This is a genomic window from Nocardioides fonticola, assembly GCF_039536805.1.
Taxonomy (GTDB): Bacteria; Actinomycetota; Actinomycetes; order Propionibacteriales; family Nocardioidaceae; genus Nocardioides; species Nocardioides fonticola.
In genome coordinates this window covers 85,578-101,498 of the sequence record NZ_BAAAZH010000031.1, presented here as the reverse complement: position 1 = coordinate 101,498, position 15,921 = coordinate 85,578, and the positions used below count along the sequence as shown (strand labels likewise).

At 68.1% G+C, this 15,921-nt stretch carries 17 protein-coding genes; 13 read left to right on the top strand and 4 right to left on the bottom strand.

Annotation, left to right across the window (positions count from 1 at the left end):
- Together ABD671_RS19535 and ABD671_RS19530 are read right to left on the bottom strand one after the other, a co-directional pair.
- On the bottom strand, positions 1 to 395 hold a 395-nt coding region (locus ABD671_RS19535), incomplete at its 3' end, for a MerR family transcriptional regulator (RefSeq protein WP_344735144.1).
- A 224-nt stretch (positions 396 to 619) separates the two neighbouring features.
- Positions 620 to 1,063 (bottom strand): nitroreductase family deazaflavin-dependent oxidoreductase, encoded by a 444-nt coding sequence (locus ABD671_RS19530; protein ID WP_344735143.1) that lies wholly within the window; start codon positions 1,061 to 1,063, stop codon positions 620 to 622.
- Between the two features lie 84 nt (positions 1,064 to 1,147).
- On the opposite strand from ABD671_RS19530, the gene ABD671_RS19525 reads away from it, so the two are divergent.
- Entirely contained in the window at positions 1,148 to 2,083 is a 936-nt protein-coding gene (locus tag ABD671_RS19525; protein ID WP_344735142.1) for a 1,4-dihydroxy-2-naphthoyl-CoA synthase, read from the top strand.
- Between the two features lie 19 nt (positions 2,084 to 2,102).
- Here the strand turns inward: ABD671_RS19525 and ABD671_RS19520 are convergent, their stop codons facing one another.
- The gene (locus tag ABD671_RS19520; RefSeq protein ID WP_344735141.1) at positions 2,103 to 3,272 is read right to left on the bottom strand and encodes a tyrosine-type recombinase/integrase; all 1,170 of its coding nucleotides are present in this window, start codon (positions 3,270 to 3,272) and stop codon (positions 2,103 to 2,105) included.
- Between the two features lie 219 nt (positions 3,273 to 3,491).
- Positions 3,492 to 3,863, bottom strand: coding sequence for an ArsR/SmtB family transcription factor (locus tag ABD671_RS19515; protein WP_344735140.1), 372 nt, complete (start codon positions 3,861 to 3,863; stop codon positions 3,492 to 3,494).
- 680 nt (positions 3,864 to 4,543) lie between these two features.
- Between ABD671_RS19515 and ABD671_RS19510 the strand changes: the two genes are divergently transcribed.
- The 12 genes from ABD671_RS19510 to ABD671_RS19455 all read left to right on the top strand — a co-directional run bounded on the left by ABD671_RS19510 (position 4,544) and on the right by ABD671_RS19455 (position 15,863).
- Positions 4,544 to 5,146 (top strand): hypothetical protein, encoded by a 603-nt coding sequence (locus ABD671_RS19510; protein ID WP_344735139.1) that lies wholly within the window; start codon positions 4,544 to 4,546, stop codon positions 5,144 to 5,146.
- Positions 5,125 to 6,111, top strand: a complete 987-nt coding sequence (locus ABD671_RS19505; protein ID WP_344735138.1) for a hypothetical protein — start codon at positions 5,125 to 5,127, stop codon at positions 6,109 to 6,111. Before ABD671_RS19510 ends, ABD671_RS19505 begins: the two co-directional genes overlap by 22 nt.
- Positions 6,112 to 6,194: 83 nt before the next feature.
- Positions 6,195 to 6,902: an SAF domain-containing protein gene (locus ABD671_RS19500; protein ID WP_344735137.1), complete on the top strand. Its 708-nt coding sequence runs from the start codon at positions 6,195 to 6,197 to the stop codon at positions 6,900 to 6,902.
- A complete protein-coding gene (locus tag ABD671_RS19495) occupies positions 6,902 to 7,705 on the top strand; it encodes a hypothetical protein (RefSeq protein ID WP_344735135.1) in 804 nt (267 codons plus the stop codon). The genes ABD671_RS19500 and ABD671_RS19495 overlap by 1 nt, the downstream gene beginning before the upstream one ends.
- Entirely contained in the window at positions 7,705 to 9,201 is a 1,497-nt protein-coding gene (locus tag ABD671_RS19490) for a TadA family conjugal transfer-associated ATPase (protein ID WP_344735162.1), read from the top strand. Before ABD671_RS19495 ends, ABD671_RS19490 begins: the two co-directional genes overlap by 1 nt.
- Positions 9,189 to 10,076, top strand: coding sequence for a type II secretion system F family protein (locus ABD671_RS19485; RefSeq protein ID WP_344735133.1), 888 nt, complete (start codon positions 9,189 to 9,191; stop codon positions 10,074 to 10,076). The genes ABD671_RS19490 and ABD671_RS19485 overlap by 13 nt, the downstream gene beginning before the upstream one ends.
- The gene (locus ABD671_RS19480; RefSeq protein WP_344735132.1) at positions 10,073 to 10,981 is read left to right on the top strand and encodes a hypothetical protein; all 909 of its coding nucleotides are present in this window, start codon (positions 10,073 to 10,075) and stop codon (positions 10,979 to 10,981) included. The genes ABD671_RS19485 and ABD671_RS19480 overlap by 4 nt, the downstream gene beginning before the upstream one ends.
- Positions 10,982 to 11,032: 51 nt before the next feature.
- Positions 11,033 to 11,233, top strand: coding sequence for a hypothetical protein (locus ABD671_RS19475; protein ID WP_344735131.1), 201 nt, complete (start codon positions 11,033 to 11,035; stop codon positions 11,231 to 11,233).
- Positions 11,234 to 11,271: 38 nt separating this feature from the next.
- On the top strand, positions 11,272 to 11,679 hold the full coding sequence (locus tag ABD671_RS19470) for a TadE family protein (protein ID WP_344735130.1): 408 nt from the start codon (positions 11,272 to 11,274) through the stop codon (positions 11,677 to 11,679).
- Positions 11,676 to 12,143 carry a TadE/TadG family type IV pilus assembly protein gene (locus ABD671_RS19465; RefSeq protein WP_344735129.1) on the top strand — a complete coding sequence of 156 codons (468 nt, stop codon included), beginning with the start codon at positions 11,676 to 11,678 and terminating at the stop codon, positions 12,141 to 12,143. Before ABD671_RS19470 ends, ABD671_RS19465 begins: the two co-directional genes overlap by 4 nt.
- 56 nt (positions 12,144 to 12,199) lie before the next feature.
- Positions 12,200 to 12,574 carry a pilus assembly protein TadG-related protein gene (locus ABD671_RS19460; protein WP_344735127.1) on the top strand — a complete coding sequence of 125 codons (375 nt, stop codon included), beginning with the start codon at positions 12,200 to 12,202 and terminating at the stop codon, positions 12,572 to 12,574.
- Between the two features lie 22 nt (positions 12,575 to 12,596).
- The gene (locus tag ABD671_RS19455; RefSeq protein ID WP_344735125.1) at positions 12,597 to 15,863 is read left to right on the top strand and encodes a LysM peptidoglycan-binding domain-containing protein; all 3,267 of its coding nucleotides are present in this window, start codon (positions 12,597 to 12,599) and stop codon (positions 15,861 to 15,863) included.
- Positions 15,864 to 15,921 lie beyond the last annotated feature (58 nt).

The following is a 15,921-nucleotide window of genomic DNA, read 5'->3' as shown; positions in this document are numbered from 1 at the left end:
GGCCCGGTGGTGGGCCCGGTGGTGGGCTGAGTGGTGGTGCCGGTGGTGCGTGTCATCGCGGAGACCTCCTGGTCGCAGGTGACGATGAGCGCGTCGAGGAGGTCGACCCGGATGCGGTGGTCGGCGACGACCCGACGGCGGTGGCTGAGCAGCAGCGCCCGGCGTCCCTCCGCGTCGTCGTCGAGCATGGGCGCGGCGTCCCGCAGCGGGACGCCGGCCAGGCGCAGGCGCGCCAGCAGGCGAGCCCGGGGCACCTGGTCGGCGTCGTAGCCGCGGTACCCGGTGGCCGGGTCGACGCTCGCCGGCCGCAGCAGCCCCATCTCGTCGTAGAGCCGCAACGCTTTCACGGTCAGCCCGCTACGGCGGGCGAACTCGCCGATCGTCCAGCGCTCCATGGCGACCTCCCCTCGTCTCATCATCGGTGGCGGCGCCACCGATGCGACGACGCTGGGCCCTGCCCCTGGGGGAGGGTCAAGCGCAGGTGGGAGGTTGCCGGGATCGGAAAGGTTCGGCGGCCGACCGCCGAACCTTCAGCGGTGGGCCGCCGAAACCTTCGCTGGTGTGACGCTGTGCAGGCGGATCGACCGCGTCGACCTGCACACCGTCACACCACGGCTGCTCAGACCCGCTCGAGCACGAAGACCGGGATCTCCCGGTCGGTCTTCTCCGCGTACTCCGCGTAGGGGGAGTAGACCGCGACCGCGCGCTCCCACCACTCGGCGCGCTCGTCGCCCTCGACGACGCGGGCGCGGTAGGTGTGCTTCTCGGCGCCGTCCTGGAGGTCGACCTCGGGGTGGGCCACGAAGTTGGCGTACCAGGCGGGGTGCTCGGGCGCGCCGCCCTTGGAGGCCACCGCGGCGTAGACGCCGTCCTTCTCCACCCGCATGACGGGGTTCTTGCGCAGCTTGCCGCTCTTGGCGCCGCGGGAGGTGATGACGACGATCGGCCACTCGGGGTGGTCGGGCAGGGTGTTGGCCTCGGCGCCGTTCGTGGCCTCGTAGGTCTCGACCTGGTCGCGCACCCACTTCTCGGGGCTGGGCTCGTACTCTCCGGTGAGGGTCATGCCGCCCAGAACAGCACCTGCGCGGTGACCATTCCACCGCCCTTCGGGCGGGGTGGGCGGCCGCGGCGGCTAGCCTCACGCACCATGAGCGCGATCGACGGAGTCTCCGACACCTTCGACCCCGAGGCCTGGGACGTCGTCCCCGGCTTCGACGACCTCACCGATCTCACCTACCACCGGGCCAAGGCGCACGGCACGGTGCGTGTGGCCTTCGACCGGCCCGACGTCCTCAACGCGTTCCGCCCGCACACCGTCGACGAGCTCTTGCGCGTGCTCGACCACGCGCGCATGAGCGCCGACGTCGGCTGCGTGCTGCTCACCGGCAACGGCCCGAGCGCCAAGAACGGCAAGCACTCCTTCTGTACCGGCGGCGACCAGCGCATCCGCGGCAAGGCCGGCTACCAGTACGAGACCGACGGGCACCTCGACGCCGGCGCCCCGCCGAACCCGATCGACAAGGCGCGACTGGCCCGCCTGCACATCCTCGAGGTGCAGCGGCTCATCCGCTTCATGCCGAAGGTCGTCATCTGCGTCGTGCCCGGCTGGGCGGCCGGCGGCGGCCACTCCCTGCACGTCGTCTCCGACCTCACCCTGGCCAGCCTCGAGCACGCCCGGTTCAAGCAGACCGACGCCGACGTCGGCTCCTTCGACGGCGGTTACGGCTCGGCTTACCTCGCCCGCCAGGTCGGCCAGAAGTTCGCCCGCGAGATCTTCTTCCTCGCCCAGGAGTACTCCGCCGAGGACGGCGTCCGCATGGGCACCGTCAACCGCGCGGTGCCGCACGCCGAGCTCGAGACCGTCGCGCTGGAGTGGGGCCGGCTCATCAACGGCAAGAGCCCGACCGCGCAGCGGATGCTCAAGTACTCCTTCAACCTCATCGACGACGGCCTGGTCGGCCAGCAGCTCTTCGCCGGCGAGACCACGCGCCTGGCCTACATGACCGACGAGGCCCAGGAGGGTCGCGACCAGTTCCTCGAGAAGCGCGACCCCGACTGGTCGGCGTATCCCTGGTACTACTAACCAGAGACGTTTGCGCAGGTCAGCGGCCTGTGCGGTCGCTACTGTGCACAGACTGTGCACGCGGCAATCCGAGCGCAGTGCGCATGAGGCTGCCGGCCGCTCCTCGAGTACGGTCCTCGGCCGTCGGCCACAGGTGCGAGTAGGTGTTGAGAGTCGTGGTTGCGCTGGCATGGCCGAGCGCTCGCTGGACTGTTACCACGTCGCACCCCTCGGCGATGAGGCCCGAGGCGAAGAAGTGGCGGAGGTCGTGCAGACGCACGTCGGTCAGGCCGGCTGCTTGGCGAGTGGCGCGCCAGCGCCAGGTGACTGCGTTGTCGTACATCGGCTCCGTGCCGACGGTGAACAGCCATCGACTCGACTCGCCCTGCGGGGTGAACGCTGCTACGTGTTCAGACAGCAGGGTCACCAGCTCGTCCGGAAGGTAGACGACTCGTTCCGAGCCGTACTTCGGAGGCCGGATCGCGAACGAGCTCCCGTCCCGCTGGAGCTGTCTGCGCACGGTAAGTTGGCGTCGAAGGAAGTCGATGTCACCGACCTGAACGCCGGCGGCCTCGCCAAGGCGGAGGCCAGCGAAGGCGCACAATGCGACATACGCACGGAAGCCCTTCCGAGTAGACACGCGCTTGCTGTCGGCGGCGTCGAGGAGTCGGCCAACCTCGTCTGGCGTCGGGATCCGCATGGCGGCCTCAGCCTTGCGCCGCCGGGGGAGCGTGATTCCCGCGGAGGGGTCGGACGCGATCAGCTTGTCAGCTACCGCCGCCCGGAACACTGACCGGATGATGACGTGTCGCGTCTTGATCGTCGTTGGTGCGAGCGTCGTGCTCATCGCCTTCACCCACGACTCCACGTGTGAGCGCCTGATCGACCGCAGCGGCAGATCTGCGAACGGTACTGATCCTGCCACGTGGTCCGCGTTCTCCCGGGTCGACGGCACCCAGATCTGACGCTGTGACCAGTCGGCATAGAACCGGCTGAAGGTGATCTTGCCGGCTTGGGGATCCACGTAGTTGCCGGTGATGACTGCGGCCGTGGTCTCGTCCAACCATCGCTGCGCATCCATCTTCCGCTTGAAGAGCCGTCGATGCTGCTTGCCGTGCTCGTCGCGATAGTGCGCCTGCCAACGTTCGCCGGTGCGCTCCTCACCTGCCTGCGTCGTCCAGCGGATGGTGCGCTTGCTAATGCTCGCCATGATCGGACCTCCTGTCGCGTAGGACGTACCGAATGCCGGCTGCCTTGCGATGCTGATTCATCATCATGCTTGCCAGGGCATTTCGGCGAGCGGCACCTCTAACTGCGACCTGGGCGTCGTGTCGGATGTCGGCGGCTTGATGATGCGTCCGAGCGCGGAAGAACCTCACGTCGGGATTAGCAACTCCAGCGCCATCAGATCGGACACGTAACCGAGGAGTCATGCTCCTGGAGCGTCCTGGTCGTCCTGCTCGGCGACGGGGGAGTGGCGTCCGCTCACGTAATTGACCCAGATTCGCCCGACCTTTTCGGCCCGCTCGATATTTGTTCGCCACAGCACGGCGCGACCGCGACCGCCTGGTTTGCGCTCGCCAGGAGGCGTGTCGGCGATGACCAGGCCGGCCTCTTCAAGGATGGCCAGGTGCTTGCGGGCCGCTGTCTCTTTGGTGCCAGTCGCTTCAGCGATCTCGTGTACGCCCATCGGTCGCTCCGAGAGCTGGCGGAGGATCTCGGTCCGGACGCTGTGCCCGATCGCATCGATGATGATCTTCACCTCCGTCGGCATCTCGGGCGGAGCGGGCAGTGACGGCATGGACCGCATTGTGCCCGACACACCCATTGCTAAAGGGTCGCGTAACGCGTGGGTTTATGTGATCATGACGGTACAGCAAGCGGCTGGCCCGCCGAGCAGTCCACGCCGCCTTGCAGATCGGAACAGGTGGCCGAATACCCGATTCGGCCCGCTGCGCAAGGCCCGTCCGCCCGCCTGGGTGGGCGTCTCGGAAGGACACAGCGTGGAGACGATCCAGCGACGTACTCATCGGGGAGCCGCGCGGCTGCTCGACGAGGACGCTGTTGCCATTGCCACCGAGCCGGCCGCATACCTCCGCGGTCAGGTGGACGGCAGTAACACCGGCGACTCCGCCGCGCTCGCTTCTGTCCCCACGCCGCGCCAGTGCTCTTCCCGTCCGACGTCGACATCGCCGCCGGGTGCTGCCGCGTTCACGTCGGACGCTTGGGTCGCTCCCGCCAGCCTGTCGCACGGCGGGAGCGACGCAAGAGAGGGTCTTAGAGGAATTTCCCGATCGGATGTCCGATCCGGCGGCGTGACGGTTGCCATCACGTTTGAGAGGGCATCTTGCCGAGGAGAGGAGCCGACATGGACCTGATGGGTGGCGTCGACAGCCGCAGGTTGGCCTTTACTCCGCCGCGAGGACGTGGACATCGGCTTTACGCTTCGAGCAGGCAACACTCGCTCACTCGGGAGGTTTGGTGCTGATGCGCCGCTTTCATATGCACACCGGCTCGGCCCTCGGGGTCGCGACCATCATGCTGACGGCGTCTGCTTGCGGTGGCGGCACCCCGACGACCGACCCCAGTCCGACGCCCACGGTCAGTAGCTCGCCAACCGCCGCATCGCCTACCCCGACCTGGGACGCGAAGTTCAGCCCGGCCCAGCTCCAGCGTTACCAGGAGGCTCGGGCCCGGTGGCTTGAGTACTGGGCCTTCTACACCGCAGCGGCAAGGAAGGGCGTCGATACGCCGTCGGTGATGGCCGGCTTCGAGAAGTACTCGATGGCACCGCTGAGTGAGCACTCACAGTTCCTCGACACATACGTCAACGGAGGAGCTCGAATGGAGGTAGCACCCAAGGTGCTGTGGACGAGCGCCTCGAAGATCGGGCCCACGTCCGTTGTCTTCAACTACTGCCTGGACTACACCGACGCGCGCATCACGACTAACGGCCAGGTGAACGAGATCAATGACCCGAGCCGGCGCCTCGTCAAGGTTCAGATGCGGAAGACGACGAAGGGCTGGATGAAGGAGCGCTACGTCGACCAAGGAGTAGAGCCATGCGCGCCGACAGCACCTTGAGAGCGTCGATAAGCGCGGGCCTGGCTGGCGTCGTGGTCGCCGTTGTCGCGGTCGCCGCCATCCTCACCGGCGGAGGAGTGAGCGGGCCCGCCTGGGCGGACGGGCCCGGAGACTGTCCTCCGGGAACAGGCTGGAACGGCGATCTCGGTGCTTGCATCGCGATCACCATTCCCGGGCAGTCCCCTGGATCAAGTCCTAATCCTGGTGGCGGCGGAAGCGCGCCGGCCGAATGTCATAATCAAGACGGATCCGTCGTGCCCTGCTCGAAGAACGGCTTGTCCTGGTGGGCAAATCCACACTGGTGCTACGCCGAACCCCAGAATCCCCAGCCCACAGCTGACGACCCTGTCTGGGCCGCGAACAACATCACGCCGGCAGACGGCCAGTTCTGGACCTGCAGCACGTGCGCGGCCGGGAGCAACACATGCACCGGTCAGGTGTGGTGGGTAGCGAACGGCACCCAGCCGGTCGACCCGGTCGCCGTGGCCACGACTCTGCAAGCGACGCTTCCATACGAGTTGGGGAACGCGAAGATCGCTCCGCCGCCGACCTATCACACGTACATCTCGTACAAGAACTGGTTGTGGGTGCCATCCGGGCAGTGGCATGCGGTCACTGGGAGCCAGTCACAGAACGGCGCCACGGTCACCTTGACGGCGACGCCGTCGTACACGCAGTGGGACATGGGCAACGGGGACACGGTCTCTTGTGTCGGGCCCGGGCGTGAGTGGGTGACCGGGATGCCAGAGGACGCACCTACGAACTGCTCGTACGCGTACGACGAGATGAAGGACCCGGAGGGCGACACGTGGACCGTGTCGGCGCGGATCAACTACACGCTGGCGTGGACCTGCACCGGCAACTGCGGGGGACTCACGGGCGGTGACCTCCCGGCCGTGCTCGCGGCGGCGGGCAATACGACTTCGATCACGGTGTATCAGCGGCAGACGGTGGTGACCCGTTGACCAGCTTGGACTCTCGGACCTCGCGCCGAGCTACGGACCGACGCTCGACCCAGCTCGCGGGTGGGCTGCCGGGTGCGGCTTCGTTGTCGAAGGCGGTGTCGAAGGCGCCACGCAAGTACGGCCAGATGCTGGTGAGTGTGCTCGTGGTCATCGCCGCGGTGATCGCCGGTGGATGGCTGTACACGAACAAGGGCGGTGTGACTGAGGTCCTCGTGGTTGCGCAGCCGATCCCGGCCGGGCACCCGATCACCGAGGCTGACGTTCGCACCTCGCATGACCCGCTGTTGGTCTCGCGGAGTGTGTCGGGCATTGACGGCGCGATTCCGGTCTCGGATGTCGACTCGGTCTTCGGGAAGCGGACGACGGTGGCGTTGCTGCCGGGTCAGGTGCTCACTGAGGACGCGTTGACGACGAGCCTGCTTCCGCAACAGGGGCAGCAGTTGATCGCGGTGAGCCTCCCGGCGGGCCGGGTGCCGGCGACGCTGGAGGCGGGGTCGGTGGTCGACGCGATCGCCGTGCCGCAGCAGGGGCAGGCCGGTGACTCGAACGCATTGGACACCCCGAAGGATCTCGCCGCGGGCGCGACCGTGTACTCGGTGAAGCAGGCCCAGGACGGGTCTGTGGTGGTGACGCTGCTGATTGACGACTCAGACGCGAAGACCGTCGCCGCGTACGGCGCTGTGGGGCAGTTGACGCTGCTGCAGGCGCCGATCACAGATGGCGATGCATCGCTGGCTCCGCAGCCGAGCACGTCGCCGTCGGCGGAGGCATCGACCGGGAGCCAGGGCTGATGTTGATCGCGGTGTGCTGCGACCGTGGCGCTCCCGGGTCGACGACGACGGCACTGGCGTTGGGCGTTTCGACGCCCGAGCCGGCGGTCGTGGTCGAGGTCGATCCCTACGGTGGCGATCTGGCGCTGCGCTGTGCGGCACCGGGTGGACGGGGTGAGGCGTTCCCGCCGACCCCGACGGTGTTGACGTTGGCGAGTGAGGCTCGCACGATGCTCAGCCCGGGGCTGGTGACCAGCAAGGCGCACGAGTTCACCGAGTCCACGCGGATCGTGCCGGGGCACTTCTCGGCCGAGCAGGCAGCCGGGGTGAAGACCTGGGCTCCGTTGGCGCAGGCCCTGCGGGACTCTGCGTCGCGGGTGGTTGCCGACTTGGGCCGCATCCACTCCTCGTCCCCGACGATCCCGGTCGCGGCCGCCGCCGACGTGGTCGTGATGGTCACCCGCCCGGAGGTGGGCGCGGTGATGCACCTGAAGGACCGTCTGGAGCGGTTGGCGCCGGTATTGGCGAACATCCGCAACGCGCCGCCTGTGATCGTGCCGGTCGTCGTGACTCCGAAGCGCATCGCCGGCGGGGTTGTCGACGAGGTCAGCCAGATGCTCGCGCCCAGCAACGCTGCGGGCGTGATTGCGGGCGTCGGCTGGATCGCGTTCGACCCGGACGGTGTGGAGCTGATGTATGGAGCGAAGGTCGGCGGCAAGGACGCCAAGATTCCGGTGCTGCGTTCGGCGGTGGTTCTCAACGAGCAGCTGAACCAGGCGGTCGGGGTCCGGGCGTATCCGGCGCCGGGTGGGGGAGCGGCGTGATGGAGTACAGCGGCACGCACAGCAACGGGAACGGCACGAACCTGCGGCCGTTGCAGATGAAGCAGTTGGTCCAGGTTGACCAGGTGTTGGTCAAGCGGCTTCAGCAGCGGGTTGGGGCACGGCGTGCGACGGCGCTCGCCGAGTTCCGCAGTCAGGGCAAGCCGACCCCGAAGGGTGAGGACGCCCGGCAGCACACCGAGGCGATCTTGGCCTCGGTTCTGACGCAGTACGAGTCCGAGCTCGTCGAGGACGGTCGCACGCCGCTGGAGGAGGGGGCCCGCCTTCGGCTGGAGGCCGCATTGAAGGCCCAGTTGTTCGGTGCCGGCAACCTCGACCAGCTGCTGGAGGACCCCGAGGCCGAAGACATCGTGATCAACAGTTGGCAGAACGTGTTCGTCACCTACGCCGATGGCACGAAGGCTCAGCTGCCGCCGATCGCGTCATCGGACAAGGAGCTCGAGGAGATCGTTAAGACGATCTCGGCTCACGACGGCCTGTCGACTCGCCCCTTCGACCTGATCAACTACCACGTCACGCTCCGGCTGCCCGATGGTTCTCGACTGCACGCGGTGCAGGGCGTCAGCGCCAACGGGTTGTCCATCTCGATCCGCAAGCACCGGCACAAGAAGGCCACGCTGCTGCCGGTCCCGGGTCTGGCCGAGCGGGAACGCGCGGCTGGGGTGCCGGAGTCGATGCGGACCAAGGACCTCCTCAGCGAGGGGACCGTTGACCACGAGCTGGCGGCGTTCTTGTCGGCGCTGGTGAAGTCGCGTCAGAACCTGATGATCGCCGGCGCGGTGAGCGCGGGGAAGACGACGCTGCTGCGCGCCCTGGCCTCAGAGATTGATCCGTTCGAGCGGCTGGTCACGGTGGAGCGCTCGATCGAGCTCGGGCTGCACGAGGACCCTGAGCGGCATCCCGACATCGTGCCGCTGGAGGAGCGGCTGGAGAACGTCGAAGGCAAGGGCGCCGTTGGGTTGGCGGACCTTGTCCGCGACTCCCTGCGCATGAGCGCCTCTCGTGTCATCGTCGGCGAGGTCCTGGGCGATGAGGTCATCACGATGCTCAACGCGATGGCCCAAGGCAACGACGGCTCGTTGAGCACCATCCACGCCAACTCCTCGCGCGATGTCATCGGCAAGATCCAGACCTACGCCTTGCAGGCCCAAGAGCGGCTGCCTTTCGATGCCACGAACGGCCTCATCGCGAACGCGCTGAACTTCATCATCTTCATGCGCCGCATCCGCACCGCCGAGGGTCGACAGCGCCGCGTGATCGAGTCGATCCGCGAGATCACCGGCCGCGACGAGACCAGCGTGAAGACCACCGAGCTGTGGAAGTACAACAAGGCCACCGGCCGAACCGAGTTCACCCGCAAGGCGATCATGCGCGAGGAGGCGCTCCTGGAGGTCGGGTGGGATCCCGACGCAGGAGACGCCCTCCAGCGCTTCGGTGAGGCAACCGGCACCGAGGACGCCGAGAGGTGGCAGATCTGATGGGCCTGTTCCTCGCGTGCGTGATGGCCCTGTGTCTAGGTGTCATCGGAGTGATCCGGACCGCCCAGGGCAAGAGTCTGGTGCCGGCACGTGCGGTCACCTCACGCCGCAAGGTGGCCGACTACCCGCAGACAGCCCGGTCGGTCACGGTCGCCGTGATCGTGGGCGTCGCGGTAGGGATCTTGACCCGCTGGCCGGTGGCGGGGCTGATGGCCGTAGCGATTGTGCTGCTGTGGCCCAAGCTGGCCCGCTCTGGGGCGATCGAGAAGACCAGCGTCGCCAAGATCGAGGCGATCGCGAACTGGACCGAGTCGCTGCGCGATGCCGCCGCCGCCGAGTCCGGCCTCGAGCAGGCTCTGCCGGCGACGTTGGAGGGCGCCCCGATGCTGCTGCGTCGCCCGTTGCGCAACCTTGTCAACGCTCTTGACCTGCGGACCCCGCTGCCGATCGCGTTGGCTGCGTTTGCCGACGAGGTCGACCACCGAGGCGCCGACAAGGTCGTGATCGCGCTTTCCCAGACCGCCGAGCAGCGCGCCGGCAGCCTCAAGCGGGTCCTGACCACTCTGGCGTCCAACACCCGTGCCGAGCTGGAGATGCGCCGCAAGGTGCTCACTGAACGCAACGGCGTGCGTCGTCAGTCGAACCAGGTCGTGCTGGGCATGCTGGCCCTGGCCGGTCTGCAGGCGGTCTTCCTTCGCGGCTGGGTCGAGCCGTACAGCACCCTGTACGGACAGGGTCTCCTAGCGGTTCTGGCCGGGACCTACGTAGCGCTCCTGGTCCGGCTCCAGCGACTGGCGGCACCGGAACCGCAGCCGCGGTTCCTCTCCGGTGCCGAGGCACTCATGGGCGGAGCGAGCACGGGGGTCGTGGCATGATCGCGATCCTGATCGCCTCTGCGGTCGCAGCGCTGGGCCTGCTTCGGCTGCAGCGGCTCGCCTTCCCCGCCGCGCCACCGCTGGCCGACCAGGCAGCCCGATGGGAGCGAGCCCGATCCCGGGCGGACCGCCGCTCGCAGCGCAACATGGCGGCGGGCGAGGAGTCGTGGTCGACCAAGGCCGCGGAGTGGTTCGCTGAGCAGCTGCGCACCAAGCGACCCGACGACCTGCAGACCTACGAGCGCGATCTTGCCGTCACGGGCCAGCCCATGGAGGAGTGGCTGGCCAGGACGCTGGTGTGGCTCCTCATCGGCCTGCTGGGCCCGGTCGTCCTAGTGCTCCTGGGCAACGCCGCCGGCCTTGGGGTACCGCTCCTCGCAGCACCTGCGATCGGTGTGCTCTTCGGAGTGGTTGCCGTCATCGCGGAGGTGAAGAAGCTTCGCGACGATGCTGCGGCGAAGCGTGAGGAGATGTGCGACGCGTTGTCGGACTTCCTCGACCTGGTGGTGATGGCCATGGAGGGGGGCAGCAGTCACGCCGAGGCCCTGCCCAACGTCGCCGGCAAGGGCACCGGCTGGGCGTTCCACACCCTGGCCGACGCGATCGACAACGCCCGCCCCAACGGCATGACGCCCTGGCAGGGGCTCGGAGAGATCGGCGAACGGTTCGGCGTGGTCGAGCTGATCGACCTACGAGCCTCGATGAACCTGGCCCAAGACGAGGGCACCAGCATCCGCAACACGCTCATCGCCCGCGCTCAGTCGATGCGAGACGCCCGGCTGGCCGACGCCAACGCGCGCGCGAGCAAGTCGACCGATGCGATGCGCAACACCTTGATGATCATGGCGCTCGTCGCCGCCGCCTACGTGATCCTCGCCCGCGTCTTGTTCCTGTTCACCGCATAACTCACGCACCAACCCACCAGCTCCACCCTTGCCTCGGAAAGGACCAACCCGATGAACGAGTTCAACCACCTGCACATGGCGATCGCCTATGTGCGGTCGCGCTGGGAGATGGCGCAGCGCGACGAGCGCGGCGCCAGCGCACCTGAGTACCTGGTGCTCCTGCTCGGCATCCTGGCGATCGCAGCATTGGCGATCATCGCTGTGAAGACCTTCGTCACCAACAAGGGCAACGAGCTCAACGGCGGCCAGTGACCCCAGCCCTGGGGCCACCCGACCTGGACGACTCAGCGATGACCATCCGCACCCGCATCTCGGCACTGAAGCACCGGCGCCCGCGCGACGAGCGTGGCTACGGCGCTCCGGAGTTCGTGCTGGTCATGCCGGTCGTGATGCTCATCTTCTTGCTGCTCGTGCAGTGGTCCGTGCAGCTGTACAACGACCGGATCGTGCATGCAGCGGCACGTGAGTCCGCCGTCTCGGCAGCAGCCTGGGACGGCACCGAAGCTGACGGTCGACAGACTGCGAAAGACTACCTCGCCGACTCAGGCAGCGACCTGTCGAACACCAACGTCACCATCACGCTGAGCCCGACCGAGGTCACCGTCACGGTCTCCGGTGACGTGATGACCCTGGTGCCGGGCATGACGAAACGAGTGTCGGCTACGGCGACGGTGCCCCGCGAGAGGTTCGCCCAATGAGCACCACGCGCGGCCTCCGAGCCTGGGCCACCGCCGGCCGGCGGCGCCTCGACGGCGCCAAGGACGAGCGCGGCTACGCCTCGGCCGAGCTGCTGCTGATGGCGACCGTCCTGGTTGGCTTCATCATCACCGTGGTTGGTGCCGGCCGATTCATCGACTCCCGCAGCCAGGTCGACGACGCCGCCTACGCGGCCGCGCGCGCCGCGTCGCTGGAACAGAACGTCGATGCCGCACAGATCGCAGGCCGTGAGGCGGCCCAGAACTCCCTGACCGACCGGGGCAAGGCCTGCACCCAGATGACGGTCTCCTTTGCAGGCACCGACTTCCGCACCTCTGGAGAGGTCAAGGTGACCGTCACGTGCCACGCGAACCTCAGCGATGTCGTCGGATTCGGACTCCCCGGGTCCAAGGACTTCACCGCCACCGCCGTGGTTCCTATTGAGCAGTACCGGAGACTCCCGTGAGGCGCCTGAGCGCCCGGGTCCGGGCGCGCCTACGGGCGCCTCGTGATGAGCGGGGCGTGGTGTCGGTGTGGACGATCTTCATGGCCTCAGGGGTCTTCTTGATCCTGTTAGGCCTGGTCTACGACGGCGGCAACGCCATGAACAGCAGGATCAGCGCCCACCGCAGCGCCGAACAGGCAGCGCGGGCGGCCGCCGACGAGATGCGCGGCGTCCGCGACGGCGCCGAGGGCATCAACCAAGCCACCGCGGTCCAGCGTGCCAACCAGATCCTCGCCCAGGCCGGCTGGCAAGGGAAGGTCAGCATCAACGGGCTCGACGTCACGGTGGAGGTGACCGGCAAGTCCGACAACGCCTTCTTGGGAGTCATCGGCTTCAAGAGCTTCCCGGTCGACGAAACCGGCACCGCCACGTCAATCACGGGCCCGAACTAGGTCCGGGAGGAAGAGAATCATTATGGTCCGACTTCTCACACGGCTCGGCGCACTGCTGGTGCTGCTCGGCATCCTCGTGGGCTTTCCTGCCCTACTGATCGCCGCGGTGGGCAACCCCTGGCCCGCTGGAGGCATCGACGAGCTCTCGCTAATGAGCAACTCGGCAGTGCTCGGATTGCTCTCGGTGCTGGGCTGGTTCGTGTGGGCCCAACTGGTGCTGTGCGCGCTGTGGGAGATCCCACCGGCCCTGCGCCACGAAACTGCTGGCGCATCACGGATGCCAATCGCGCTCGGCGGACAGCAGCGGTTCATGCGCCTGCTGGTCCACACCGTGCTGGCCGTTGGGATGACCTCCACCCTATTGAGCTCGCACGTCGCTCGGGCCGAGGCCGCCCCGGCGGTGCCGCTCGCTCCGGTGGCCCACGTGGCGGTCCAGGCAGCTGCTCCCGCAACCACGCCCACCGCTGCGAGCGCGACACCAGTCGTCGAGCACGCCCAACACACCCAACAGGGTGACCCGACGATCGTGACCGAGCGTGGTGACACGTTGTGGGCTCTGGCCGAGGCACACCTGGGAGACGGGTTCCGGTGGCAGGAGATCGCCGACCTGAACCACGGGCGCGTGATGCCCGACGGGCGCACCTTCAGCAACCCCCGCACGCTGGAGGCCGGCTGGGAACTGCGGCTGCCCGCGGACGCAACAAACCTTCCCGGCGCCCCGACGCCGGAAGCTCAGACCGCCCACGTCTCTGAGCATGTCGTCGAGCCAGGCGACACCCTCAGTGCGATCGCACAGGAGACGGCCGGCGACGCTGAGAGCTGGCCCGAGCTGTACGACGCCAACCGCACGGTCATCGGTGCCGACCCCGACCTGATCTTGCCGGGGCAGGTCCTGGTCCTCCCCGGAGTCTCGTCGGTGAACCGGCACGAGCAGACAGAAGGCAGGCACACCGGGGAGACCGGCCCCGACTCCAACGAGGCCCACGGGCCGGCGACGGGGGAGCAACAGACCACTCCCCAAGACACTGACCAAGCGCCCGACCAAGCGCCCGACCAAGCGCCCGACCAAGTCCCGGAGAAGGACCCGGGGCGGGCCCCGAGTACGCCCGCGGCGCCAGTAGAGCCAACTGCTCCAGCGACGCCCCAGGGCGCGGACACGACGACCGCGGAGGCGACGCCACCAGATCAGGTGCAGGCACCGGAGCACGACGACGGGATCACCGCGCTGCGAGCCCTGTTGGCGAGCGCAGTGTGTCTCTCGGTCGGTGCGCTGGGTCTGGTGGCGGCGAACCGACGCAGGCAGTTACGTCGCCGTCGCATCGGTCGAACCATTGCCTCGACGCCCGATGAGCTCGCTGCGGTCGAGCAGGCCATCGTCGAGCACGGCACCGATGCCCAAGACGACGTCGAGTTCCTCGACCGTGCGCTGCGGCATGTGGCGGCGTGCTGCCACGCCGCGGGCAACCCGCTGCCCCAGCTCGGGGCCGCCGTGCTCGGTGGCGAAGACCTGACGTTGTTGTTCACCCATCCAGCAGTCGGGGAGGTGCCGGAAGGCTGGTCGGCCACCGACGATGCCCGCGCCTGGATGCTGCCGCGCTGGACCTTCCTCGAGGCCGACCTTGAGACCCAACCCGCGCCTTACCCGGCGTTGGTGACGATCGGCCAGGACGAAGGAGGCCGCACCTGGCTGCTCGACCTCGAGACGCTGGGCACGTTCGGGATTGGCGGGGAGCCGCAGCAGGTCGCCGACCTGGCGCGGTTCCTGGTGGCCGAACTGGCCGTCAACGCCTGGTCCGAGGGCAGTGAGGTCATGTTGGCCGACCAGTTCGGTTCGGAGACCATCGGGCTGAACCCCACCCGTCTGCGTCAGGTGGACCGCGACGTCGCCCTTGCTCGGGCCGCCGGGCTGGTCGGTGAGATCGACGAGGTCGAGCAGAACCTTGACGCTGACGTCCTCACACGGCGCCGTGACGGCCTGGTGCTGGACACCACTCATCCGGTCGTGGTCGTGGTGCCGTCGCGACCCGAGGGCGACCTCGTGGACGACCTGACGATGCGACAACGCTCGCGAATCGTGGTCGTGCACGGCGAGGAGGATGCCCCGGCGGTCGAGCTGACGGGGGACGGGATGGCGTTCCTGCCGATGTGGGGGATCAGCGTCAAGGCGTTCACGCTGCCCGCCTCGGAGGCCGAGGCGATGGCCGCTCTGCTGACCTCGACCCGCAATCTCGAGGACCAGCCGATGCCGGCACCGGAGACCGACGACGGGCCGTTGGGGAAGTACGCACTCGCCGACGGGTCGCTGCGTGAGGAGTACACCGAGCCGCGGCACACCGATGGCAACGACCCCTCATCACTGCTGCCCGACGCCGACGAGGTGTACCTGGCCACCGCCGCCACCACGACCGAGGACCTCGCCGCGGCGGCGCCCAGCATCCCGCAAGAGACCTTGGCTGAGATCGAGGCGATCGACACTTCGCTGGCCGAGGACCTTGCCGACTGGTTCGACGAGACCTCACCACGTCCGAAGATCCGACTGCTCGGGCCGGTCGACGTCACGGTGCGTGGCGGGGGCGATCCGGCGGGGTTGAGCAACCTCGCCGGAACGATCTCGTTCATCGCCTACCTCGCCTGCCAGGACCGCGGAGTGACCGGCGAGCGGGTCGCCGACGCGTTCGGGTGGAAGACCACACGGACAGTCCAGAACCGTGCGACCGATGCCCGCTACCTGCTGGGTACCCGTCCTGACGGCAGCGACTGGCTGCCCGAAGCGGGAGCGAGCGAAGGCGCCCGGCGGGGGGCGCCGACCTACCAGCTGGTGGCTGGCACCGGCGGGGTGCTCGTCGACTTTGACCTGTTCCGGCGTCTGCACTTCCGGGCTCGCAAGCTGGGTGACGGCGGCGGTGAGCGGGACTTGGTCACCGCTCTCTCACTGGTCGACGGCGCACCCTTCGAGGCCTCGACCGATCGCCGGTTCCCGTGGTTGTTCAAGGGACAGCGACACGACGACATCATGAGCTCGGCGATCCAGAAGGTGGCCCACGTGCTGGCCACCCGCGCGGTGGCCGAAGGCCGTACGGACCTGGTCCGGTTGGCCTGTGAAGCGGCTCGCAAGGCGAACCCCTACTCCGACGTCGCGTGGCTCGATCTGGCCGCGGCGGCTGAAGCCGAGTCCGGGCGAGCCGCAGCCGACGAGCTGGTCCGTGCCAACGTCGTGGACCGCTTCGACGAGGACCTCCCGCCCCGCACCGAGGCCGTCATGGATCAGCGGGACTGGGCCGCCGGCTAGCCCGCCTCGGCGCTACAAGAAGGGTCGTACGTGGCCCCGCATCACCGGTTGGTGGGGC

What these genes read in the sequence shown, in the direction of transcription:
- ABD671_RS19470 (WP_344735130.1), top strand. Translation starts at nt 11,272, where the DNA reads ATGACCATCCGCACCCGCATCTCGGCACTGAAGCACCGGCGCCCGCGC.
- ABD671_RS19525 (WP_344735142.1), top strand. Translation starts at nt 1,148, where the DNA reads ATGAGCGCGATCGACGGAGTCTCCGACACCTTCGACCCCGAGGCCTGG.
- ABD671_RS19530 (WP_344735143.1), bottom strand. Translation starts at nt 1,063, where the DNA reads ATGACCCTCACCGGAGAGTACGAGCCCAGCCCCGAGAAGTGGGTGCGC.
- ABD671_RS19495 (WP_344735135.1), top strand. Translation starts at nt 6,902, where the DNA reads ATGTTGATCGCGGTGTGCTGCGACCGTGGCGCTCCCGGGTCGACGACG.
- ABD671_RS19505 (WP_344735138.1), top strand. Translation starts at nt 5,125, where the DNA reads ATGCGCGCCGACAGCACCTTGAGAGCGTCGATAAGCGCGGGCCTGGCT.
- ABD671_RS19515 (WP_344735140.1), bottom strand. Translation starts at nt 3,863, where the DNA reads ATGCCGTCACTGCCCGCTCCGCCCGAGATGCCGACGGAGGTGAAGATC.
- ABD671_RS19490 (WP_344735162.1), top strand. Translation starts at nt 7,705, where the DNA reads ATGGAGTACAGCGGCACGCACAGCAACGGGAACGGCACGAACCTGCGG.
- ABD671_RS19475 (WP_344735131.1), top strand. Translation starts at nt 11,033, where the DNA reads ATGAACGAGTTCAACCACCTGCACATGGCGATCGCCTATGTGCGGTCG.
- ABD671_RS19520 (WP_344735141.1), bottom strand. Translation starts at nt 3,272, where the DNA reads ATGGCGAGCATTAGCAAGCGCACCATCCGCTGGACGACGCAGGCAGGT.
- ABD671_RS19480 (WP_344735132.1), top strand. Translation starts at nt 10,073, where the DNA reads ATGATCGCGATCCTGATCGCCTCTGCGGTCGCAGCGCTGGGCCTGCTT.
- ABD671_RS19465 (WP_344735129.1), top strand. Translation starts at nt 11,676, where the DNA reads ATGAGCACCACGCGCGGCCTCCGAGCCTGGGCCACCGCCGGCCGGCGG.
- ABD671_RS19455 (WP_344735125.1), top strand. Translation starts at nt 12,597, where the DNA reads ATGGTCCGACTTCTCACACGGCTCGGCGCACTGCTGGTGCTGCTCGGC.